The organism is Mucilaginibacter sp., assembly GCF_036383575.1.
Taxonomy (GTDB): domain Bacteria; phylum Bacteroidota; class Bacteroidia; order Sphingobacteriales; family Sphingobacteriaceae; genus Mucilaginibacter.
This window is the reverse complement of record NZ_DASVOB010000025.1, coordinates 1-10018: the sequence shown is the minus strand read 5'-3', so window position 1 is coordinate 10018 and position 10018 is coordinate 1. Positions and strand designations below refer to the sequence as shown.

Genomic DNA, 10018 nt, shown 5'->3' with positions numbered 1-10018 from the left:
GTTGCGCACCAGGTCGCCGAAGTCATATTGTTTGTATAATGTATCGGTGGGTTTGGCCGGTTGTACTACTTTTTCTTTAATGCGTAAGGAATCGGCCTTTACCGAATCGGCAGGTACCTGTACCTGGCCAAAAGTATGTGTAGTTATGCCTGTAAATAGTAGAAAAAAAACTGTCGCTAAAAGCAGGGTGGAAGTTTTATATGGTGGTTTGTGATGCACGCTAACGTATATAAATATTTACAATTCAATTTATTAACTGTTAATTGTGATTGGGTTAGCTCATTTTTAAACCCCGAAACGTGCATAATGTTTGACGTTTAAATTTAGGGAAGGGATTAAGCTCCATCGCCGCGAATGCATTATTTGTTGTTCCGGTTAAATATTGCTACCTTAATATTCTCTTATAAACCACGGAATCCATTCCTGTACTACCGTAGATCTTTTAACCAATTATGATCATGAACACACCATACTCGCGCTTTGTGGCTTTTGTCGTTTTTATGCTCAGCTCCCTTTTATGTTCAGCTCAAAACAATCAGGGATCAACAGATACTATTAATCGCAAATGGTGGAAAGAGGCGGTTGTTTACCAAATTTATCCCCGTAGTTTTAAAGATAATGACGGAGATGGCATTGGCGACCTGAAAGGCATCATCTCAAAGCTTGACTATATCAAAAGTTTGGGGATTGATGTTGTTTGGCTTAACCCCATTTACAGCTCGCCTAATGATGATAACGGATATGATGTAAGCGATTACCGCAACATCATGAAGGATTTTGGAACGATGAATGATTTTGATGCGTTGCTGAAAGGCATGCATACCCGTGGCATAAAACTGGTTATGGACCTGGTAGTGAACCACAGCAGCGACGAGCACGAATGGTTTAAGCAAAGCCGGAGCTCGCGCAATAATCCATACCGTGAATATTATCATTGGTGGAATGCCGAAAAAGGTAAACCGCCTTACCGTTATAGTCTGTTTGATGTAAACCATGACGCCTGGCGTTATGATTCACTTACTAATGCCTATTACCTGCATTATTTTTCGCGCAAACAGCCCGACCTTAACTGGGAAAACCCAAAACTCAGAAATGAAGTGTATGACATTATGAAGTTTTGGGCCGATAAAGGAATTGATGGCTTCAGATTGGATGCTTTTCAGTTTGCCGCAAAGGATACTACATTTCCGGCCTTCCCGAAAGGATTTGAAAAAAACTTCACCCAATACTACGGCGTACAGGGCAATTTGCATGGTTACCTGCAGGAAATGAACAGGGAGGTGCTTAGCAAATACAATGTAATGAGCGTGGCCGAAGGGGCAGGCAATACATTTGAAGACGGCCATAATTTGGTTGATGCCGACAGGGATGAATTAAATATGGCTTATGCTTTTGAGGGTGTGGATATTGCCAAACCCGAAGGATATAGTGTGGTTCATTTAAAACAGGTATTTACCAAATGGGATAGTGCCTTTGCGGCAAAAGGCTGGTTATCGATATTTTTGGCTAACCATGACCAGGCCCGGTTAGTAAGCCGGTTCGGTAACGATAGCCCTGAGTTTAGGGCTGTATCCTCAAAAATGCTCACCACTTTTTTAATGACCATGCGCGGTACGCCCTATTATTACAATGGCGACGAACTGGGAATGACCAATGCAGGTTTCACTACAATTGATGATTACCGCGATGTACAAACGCTTAACGAGTACCAGCGACAGAAAAATATTGGAGCCGATTTACCGGCATATTTAAAAAGGATAGCCTTTGAAAGCCGGGATAATGGTCGCACCCCATTTCAGTGGAACAGCACTGCCAATGGCGGCTTCACTACCGGCACACCCTGGATAAAGGTAAACCCAAACTACAAAAACATTAACGCGGCTGCCCAGGAAAAAGACGGCAACAGTATTTTAAATTACTTTAGGCGGATAGTAAAACTTCGGAAGGATAACCTGGTGCTGGTATATGGGAAATATACATTGCTCGACGCTCAGAACCCTGATACTTATGCCTATACAAGAGAGTTGAATGGCAAAAAGTTGCTTGTACTGCTGAACTTTACCGGCAAGCAAGCTTCGGCTCAAACCGGTGTGGATTTAGGTAACGCGACGGTTTTAATAGGCAATTATCAAAAGCCATCAAAAAATGGTATGCTGATGCCATATGAGGCTGTTGTTTATGAGGTAAAATAAGAGCGTTTTAAGTAGAGGCCGTATCACAGATCAAATTGACCACCCTTGGTGTTGTGTTACCTAAGAATTGAAATTTAGCTGATAATATTTATAGAAAAGGGGGTTAACGTATTTTTCGATGAAAAATCACTTAATTATCTTACTGTTAGGTGTTTATGTAAATGTTAGCCCTGAATTATGTTAACCCTGTTAACCCCTTTTTGTTAGCAGAGTCAATCCAACCCCGAACTATATCGCTTAAGTAGCTGAATAAATCAAAAAAAGAGGCTGATTACTCTACAAATATTTTTATCTCACCTCACTACCAACGAAATCTGTAACACCCTCGGTTTGTCACCAATTGCCGGGCCGCCCCAATCTGTTTCATCCCCATTGAGGATACGCAGCGATTTGAACGTGCCATGATCATACCCTCCTTCTTCAACTTTAAGATATTGCCATGCTTTGCCGGTATTGCTTCCTGTCGGGCGGAACGTGACGCGGCAGTTTGTTCCGGTCATGATGAATTTATTTTCGTCAAGGGTAACTATCATTGCTTTGCCGTTATGGTCTTGATTGGGTTTAAGTTCGCCTCCCCGGCCGCCGCCAAATTTTATTACTGCATCCCATGTCCCAAGTTTAATGGTTTGCTCTGCGCCGTCTTCATGTTCAACAACGGCTTTTATCTTGCCTTCAAAACTCCATTGAGCCAGCTCGTGCATCATTGGGGTTGCCATAACATATTCCTGTGCAAAAGGGGGAAGGCCTTTAGCAAGATGTTCGTCGTTTGAGCTATCCCCATTATCATCTATTCCAAACGGCGAAAATCCGATTCCATCGTGAGCTAAAACATCGTAAAAGTATTTGGCGTTATCGGCAATTAAACCGGCTTCAGGTACAAACAGGGCATTATCTGCACGTGCATACAGATCAATTACCTTCAACACCCTTTCGCTGCCTGACAGGTAAATATCAGGAGCAAGCAGATCGATGGAGGGAGCTGCCACTTTCCAAATGGGGATCACATTATCGGTAGCACCGCCACTTTCATAGTGGGTTGCAGGGGGATTGGTAAGCGGATCACGCAGCGCTACGTTTATATATAGCGGCAGCGGATATTCTGCTTTACCGGCAGCAGCAACCTGCTCAATGAACCGGGCTATTGACCAGGCCTGGAAATATTCGTCGGCCCTGTCACCAAATACCTGCTGCCATGAACCTTTTGTATTTACTGGTACATTCAAGGCTTTCAGTATAGCCGGTTTTAACAGATCAGCAGGTACATCCGCCTCAAATAATTTTTGTGCTTTAGCTGAATAATCGCGAACTGTGTCCCACGAACCCGGCTCGTTTTCAACTTGTACCATAATAACGGTATGCTGCGTATCTGCCTGCTTTAAATGCAGCATAACTGCCGAAAACGCTCTGATATCAGCATCCAACGTAGCTTTTGAATGCGGTGAGGGGGAGTCGATCGGCTTGCCTGTTTTTCCTGTGATGTTTGGGTATTTCTCTGCATCTCGCTTCATCCATTCGGGCATATAATGATTACTCCCGTTTTTCCAGGTGCCAAACCACAATAGCACCAGTTTTACATTGTGCTGCCGGGCTTGGGTAAGCAGCGTATCTACCAATGAAAAATCAAACTTTCCGGGCTGAGGTTCTATCTGCTCCCAATAAATGGGGACTTCGAGCGTGTTGAGGTGCATCATCTCAACCGATTTCCATACACCCGGCATCAAAGCCGGCCATGCGCTTGAATTATGGGCTTGTCCGCCCAATATCAAAAATGGTTTACCATCAACTAAAAAGGCGTGCCTGCCATCTTTTTCAATGAGTTTAGGCAATGAGGTATCATTGGTTTGGGCAACTGCTTTGCTTCCTGCTAATAACAATGAAGTAAGCAGGAATATATTTTGAGCTTTTTTGCCAATTATTTTAAGCATGGTATCAAGGTTTATGATCATGCCAAAATAATTACAAAACAGCGCTTAAGGTAATACTAAATAAACCGTTTATGGTTAAAAATGTACCACCGGTCGCCTTTACTTATTCAATTCCAGCTTGGCAAAAAAATCATTAAACATCAGGTTGATATCCAGCCGGCGGTAAACCCGGATATTACGGCCATGAGCGTTGTAATCATACCCTCCCTGCGCATTAATGAGTGGGCAAGGCTTTAACACATATTCGCTTGATGAAGGATCGGCCTCAAAGGATGATTGTAATGCGGTCAGCAGCACCAGCGGACTATCGCCCAAAATATAGGTCTCCCCCAAATTAAGATGATACTGCTGAATGCGGGCCATCAGGTTTTCGAGCGTGTTGACCAGGTATTTCCCAATTTCGCCCTGGGGTTTTATCTTAAGCTGTAATTCAGAATAAGGCAATATGGCCTGGCGGTATCCGTCCCTCGGGATCTGCCATAGCTTTAATTGCGAGTGGTTAAACACAGCCCTGGCTGCGGGGATATCAATATTGAGGTTATACTCGGGGCTGCTGTAGTTTGGCGGAGGTAGTGCAAGGTCGATGTACTCGGGGCCGCCAATCCATACCAGGGTAAGCTTATCGGCGATTTTTGGATCAGTTAATACTGCCGATGCAATTTCGGTAAGTCCGGCGCCGCAAAGCACATAAAGCGGGAGGGAAGTGTCCGTGCGTGAAGCTTCTTTAATGATCAGGTCGACCGCCTTGCTTTTTACCGGAGTGGTGTCATTAACCATGCCGGTATTGGAGCCGGCTATAACAGGGAAACGGTCTTTAATTTTTAAAACGGCTAATAGTTCGGATGCTTTTTTAGCGGCCTCATCGGCCTGGGTTTTTGATCTGTCGAAACCGTCGTTAACACTCAGGTGCGAACCAATAACGCCTCTCACCTCTACCGATGGGGATAGCACGAGATGTGTAAGCGCAAACAAGCCATCCGGGTCGCCGCTAAAATCATTATCAATAATCACCCTGATGCGGGGCGAAATGAGTTTATTAGCATTCGTTGATTGGCCTTTTGAAACAAAAGGAAAAACAAACAAAAGGAGCAGGAGTGGTAAAAACTTGCTTTTGGTCATGGCTTACAGGTTAATTGGTTGGTGCACACAATATAAGTGTTTTGCCACGAAATAAATACCGGATTATCAGGCTATACTTTCAAAAGCCGCAAGATATTTATCAATGTAAAATTGCTTGCTTGCCGTTTTGTATTGCATGATAAAGCGCGGATGTTCCAGCGCTATTATCTCGCCAAAAAAATGATATTCATCGTTCAGCTTGCGTAAAAATGCCTCATTCTTGCCGGTGCCAAAACAAAAGCATTTATCTGTATTAATGCCGAGATCGATCTGCTTGCGGATGTTTTCGATCATAAACTGATAAACTGCCCGGGTTAATTCCTTGCTATCGTAATAATTATAATTCTTTTCCTTGCCATTAGCATCAATGCTGGTAAAACCAAGCGGACAGGGCGAATTAATATAGATCTGCTTATAAAAAGCTTCAGGGCCGCCAAAGGCATTGATCACCTCGTAAACAAATACAGATGATGGCTCGTGCGACATTTTGCCTTCGTAGCTGATATGGCATTCGGAAATCAGTCGTTTGGGGTCGGTAAAGGGAATACCTGTTAAACCGCCGCCAAACCTGCCAGGGTTAATGCCTAAAATGATATGCCGTTGCTGGTTATCGTCATAATATTTATGATAAAACTCATCAACAATGCGCATGGTTTGGGGATGCTCTTTAAAAGGGTTCATGATGCGGATGCCTTCGGGTAAAGGATTGCCGGTGTAGGTTAGCTGCTCATTGAATTGGATAATCCGGTCTGCAAGTGTCATAACTCAAATTTAGCATTAGTTGAGCAATTGTTTTTGAACTGTTGAGGCTTTTTCCTTTAGTGTTTGTAGCATTTGACTTATTTTGCGGGCGATAACAAAACCGTTTACCGCGGGGGGAGGCTTATGTCAAAAAAGAAAAAGGGTAAGATAGTAGCAATGAAGTCAGCTCAGCTAAGCCCGGAAAAGTATATTAAAACACAGGCACGTACGCTGCCTATTTTTGAATGTCTGATCAACGATGATTGGGAGACATCCGGCTTGTGTAATATCATAGTGGCCCGCCAGCACAAAAACGGAAATGTAACAGCAGGTATTTACCTGGTTGATATATTTTGCCTGGGTGTTAAGGGTGCCCAGTACGAATTCAATATGTACCAGGACGACTACGAAGATTTAAAAGACAGGTTCAATTGGGAAAGATGCGATTATATACTTGCTCATAATATCATTTTTGGCGCGATAGCTTACGCCGAAGATTATGGATTTAAGCCGCACAAGGAATTTGAAATAGCAGAGTATATTTTAGAGGAAGATGATGAAGCGATAGAGCTGATGGAGCTTGATTTTGGATTAAATGGAAAACCTCATTATGTATCGGGCCCTTATGATGACGCTGTGAAAGTCAATAATATCATAGCTACACTTGAGCGAACAGCAGGCGAAGGCAATTTTACTTATACATATCTTGGAGATGGATTTGACGATATGGATGATGAGGATTTGGACGACTGGGACGAAGATGACTATGATGATGATATTGATTATCCCAATGATGGAAACGGATTGGGGGCAATGCTGAAACTTTTGAAAAACGTAGGTGAGACATACGATGCTAAAATAAGGACCGAACAAGCCAGGCAGATGTTATCAGAGCATTATATTGGTGCCAAATATGAACTGAGTGAAACAGAAGGCGCATTGGAAGACAATCGTTTTGGTAGTGATGAAGAGGCGGGCGATTATTATAGGTTAAGAACGATTATTGCCAACAAAGAGATTGTTCCGGTAAAAGAGTTTGAGGAAGCGCGTTTAAAATACCCGGCGACTCCTGCATTTTACAAACTGCTGCAAACGGCTTACATAAATAACCAACAGTACGATGAGGCCGAGGAAACGATAACTTTAATGTACAATGTGTTTCCTGATTATTTTCCGTCACTTATCAATTACGCGGGAATGCTTTTTGTGCACGAAGAGCCAGAAGCTGTTTTAGCCGTTTTTAATGGCAAGCCCGATCTTAACTATTTATATCCTGGTCATAAGGTTTTTCATTTGGCCGAAGCATTAGTTTATTATGCCTGCATGTGCCGTTATTTTTCTGCAATTGACCAAATAGATTCGGCTGATATGTATATGAATGCTATGCTCAAATATGCGGAAACCGACTTCTTTAAGCAGACGGAGTTGGTAAAGTTTTCAATTATGGATCTTTTTAAAGCAAAATTTGCCGCTTTAACAGAGGGCGGATTTTTAGGTAAGTAACGTGCCTAACGCTTTTAGTATTTAAGGTGGATAATGTGTTGCTTATTGGTGATTGGTATCTCGATAATAAAGTTATTTGATATTCGCTTTTTACCAAATGGTAAGTGGAACCGGTTTTTCACGGAGGAAATTTGTGGTGTTTAAAAAAAGAACAAACATCATGAATAATCAAATTGAAAACAGATCGTCATTAAATGGCAAACGGGTAATTATATTAGGAGGTAGTACAGGCATAGGCTTCGCGACAGCAAAAGCTGCCGCTGCCGAAGGTGCTAAAGTTGTAATAGTTTCGGGGAACCAAAGCAAAATTAATAACGCCTTGAGCCAGTTACCTAAAGGAACTGAAGGTTATGCCGTAGACCTTTCGCGCGAAGAAAATATAAAAGTCTTTTTTGAGCAGACCGGTAATTTTGATCATCTGGTTTATACTGCTGCCGAAAACCTTAACCTCAATAATATCGGCCAAACAGATATTGACGCGGCACGTAAATTTTTCAACCTCCGTTATTGGGGTGCATATGCTGCTGTTAAATATGGTACGCCATTCATTAATGAAGGCGGTTCGGTAAACCTAACCGGTGGCACTGCCGGAACAAGGCCTGCCGCGGGTTGGTCGATAGCCAGCAGTATTTGTGGTGCGATGGAAGGCTTGGTAAGGGCCCTGGCTGTTGAGCTTGCTCCTGTACGGGTAAATGCGGTAGTACCCGGCGTAATTGACACCAATCTTTGGGATAGCTTGCCTGCCGAAAACAAAGAAGGCCTTTATAACTGGGCAAAGGATACATTGCTGCTTGGGCGTGTTGGCGATGCTGATGACGTTGCCCTTGCCTTTGTTTATCTCATGAAACAAGGTTTTGGCACCGGGCTGAATTTAGTTATTGACGGCGGGACGTTGCTGGGGTAGTATTAATTAGGAGGCACCTACGGAGCCGAAAATCGCTTGCTTAGGTTATGCTATAAACATGGTACTCCTACGGAGTTTGAAAGCGATATTAGCACTCCGGAGGAGTATCGTGTTTATAGAGAATTTATAAGACGAAATCTGGCTCCGTAGGTGCCTCCTGATTTAAGAATTGTTTCCTGCGATATAAGAATATTGGTTGATGCCCGCTGCTTTTGTATCTTGGGCTATTCATCAATCCAAAAGCAATTGACAACCCCACCGATACATTTTAATAAAACCCGTATTGCGCCAACGCCGAGCGGGTTTTTGCATGTGGGTAATATTTTGTCATTTTCACTTACCGCTGCGTTGGCCCGCAAACATGGCGCGAAAATATTATTGCGGATAGATGATCTTGACCGGGCAAGGGTTAACCCCGAATATTTAACCGATATTTTTGATACACTCCGTTTTTTAGAAATTCCCTGGGATGAAGGGCCACAGGATGCGGATGATTTTGAAGCTAATTTTTCGCAAGTTCATAGGATGGACCTATATAACGAAGCCCTTGAGCAGTTAGCTGCCGGTGGTTTTGTTTTTGCCTGTGCTTGTTCACGAAAGCAGCTTGGCGAAACCGCTTCATGTGCCTGCGTTGATAAACAGATCCCGTTAAGCACTCCGGAGGTAAGCTGGCGTTTACGTACTGAGAATGCTGCTGTATTAGAGGTGAAAGCTTATAACGGCACAATTATCCAAACGCAATTGCCTGCCCAAATGGAAAATTTCGTCGTCAGGAAAAAGGATGGCTTCCCGGCCTACCAGCTTACATCGGTTATCGACGATTTGTTTTATGGTGTTGACCTGATTGTAAGGGGGGAAGATCTGTGGGCATCAACGCTGGCTCAAATTCAATTGGGCGCGATATTGAATAAGCCGGTTTTCAATAACATTGTATTTTATCATCACCCTTTATTGTTTGAAGGGCCGGGGAAAAAGCTATCTAAGTCGGCGGGCTCAACATCGGTTCGTTATTTAAGACAGGAAGGCAAGAGCGCAGCTGATGTATTTGAGCTTATTTCAAATCTGTTAGGGTTCCCCGAAAGGGCCAATAGTTGGCAGCAACTTGCCGGGCTTATTCTCGGCTAATCTTCATAGCTTATTAACAGGTGTTTGTAAAATGCAGATTTAATGTGAATCGGCCTTAATCGAAAAGTATAGGTTTGTATATTTTAATGTGATGAAAATGTTAACTTATTTACAAAAAATTAAAACATACGGTGCTTTTACTTTACCATGACATAACTGCCTGTACATATCGGAGCGGTAAATTTGTATCAACAAATACAAATTACGATGCAAGCAGCATTTTGCCACAAGCACCTGAAATTTCTGTTTTTTGTTATCCTTGCCTTCAGAGCCATTACCTGCCAGGCTCAAAACAGCCCCCTCTCCAAAGGTTTCGCACATAATGATTACTGGCACAACCGGCCTCTGTATGATGCCCTGGATAACGGTTTTCAAAACGTAGAGGCTGATATTTACCTGCGCGACGGCGAATTGCTGGTTGCTCATATGTTGCCGGCTTTTCAAAAAAAACGCACCCTCGAGCAGCTTTATTTAGCCCCGTTACTCAATTGCTATGAGGGTAAAAACAG

General features: G+C 43.1%; 7 protein-coding genes and 2 pseudogenes. 5 read left to right on the top strand and 4 right to left on the bottom strand.

The window, feature by feature from the left end; translation table 11 throughout:
* Window positions 1-219: pseudogene (locus tag VF500_RS00860) on the bottom strand (hypothetical protein); the annotation flags it as partial.
* Between the two features lie 239 nt (window positions 220-458).
* Here VF500_RS00860 and VF500_RS00855 point away from each other — a divergent pair.
* Window positions 459-2192: an alpha-glucosidase gene (locus tag VF500_RS00855; protein ID WP_330857860.1), complete on the top strand. Its 1734-nt coding sequence runs from the start codon at window positions 459-461 to the stop codon at window positions 2190-2192.
* Between the two features lie 293 nt (window positions 2193-2485).
* Here the strand turns inward: VF500_RS00855 and VF500_RS00850 are convergent, their stop codons facing one another.
* The 3 genes from VF500_RS00850 to VF500_RS00840 all read right to left on the bottom strand — a co-directional run bounded on the left by VF500_RS00850 (window position 2486) and on the right by VF500_RS00840 (window position 5998).
* Window positions 2486-4117, bottom strand: coding sequence for a DUF5597 domain-containing protein (locus VF500_RS00850; RefSeq protein WP_330857859.1), 1632 nt, complete (start codon window positions 4115-4117; stop codon window positions 2486-2488).
* A 99-nt stretch (window positions 4118-4216) separates the two neighbouring features.
* Entirely contained in the window at window positions 4217-5236 is a 1020-nt protein-coding gene (locus tag VF500_RS00845; RefSeq protein WP_330857858.1) for a nucleoside hydrolase, read from the bottom strand.
* Window positions 5237-5302: 66 nt separating this feature from the next.
* On the bottom strand, window positions 5303-5998 hold the full coding sequence (locus VF500_RS00840; RefSeq protein WP_330857857.1) for an SMUG2 DNA glycosylase family protein: 696 nt from the start codon (window positions 5996-5998) through the stop codon (window positions 5303-5305).
* Between the two features lie 123 nt (window positions 5999-6121).
* On the opposite strand from VF500_RS00840, the gene VF500_RS00835 reads away from it, so the two are divergent.
* The 4 genes and pseudogenes from VF500_RS00835 to VF500_RS00820 form a co-directional block, all read left to right on the top strand.
* A complete protein-coding gene (locus VF500_RS00835; protein WP_330857856.1) occupies window positions 6122-7480 on the top strand; it encodes a hypothetical protein in 1359 nt (452 codons plus the stop codon).
* Window positions 7481-7640: 160 nt separating this feature from the next.
* The gene (locus VF500_RS00830) at window positions 7641-8384 is read left to right on the top strand and encodes an SDR family oxidoreductase (protein WP_330857855.1); all 744 of its coding nucleotides are present in this window, start codon (window positions 7641-7643) and stop codon (window positions 8382-8384) included.
* Between the two features lie 219 nt (window positions 8385-8603).
* On the top strand, window positions 8604-9509 hold the full coding sequence (locus VF500_RS00825; protein ID WP_330857854.1) for a glutamate--tRNA ligase family protein: 906 nt from the start codon (window positions 8604-8606) through the stop codon (window positions 9507-9509).
* 207 nt (window positions 9510-9716) lie between these two features.
* Window positions 9717-10018: pseudogene (locus tag VF500_RS00820) on the top strand (hypothetical protein); the annotation flags it as partial.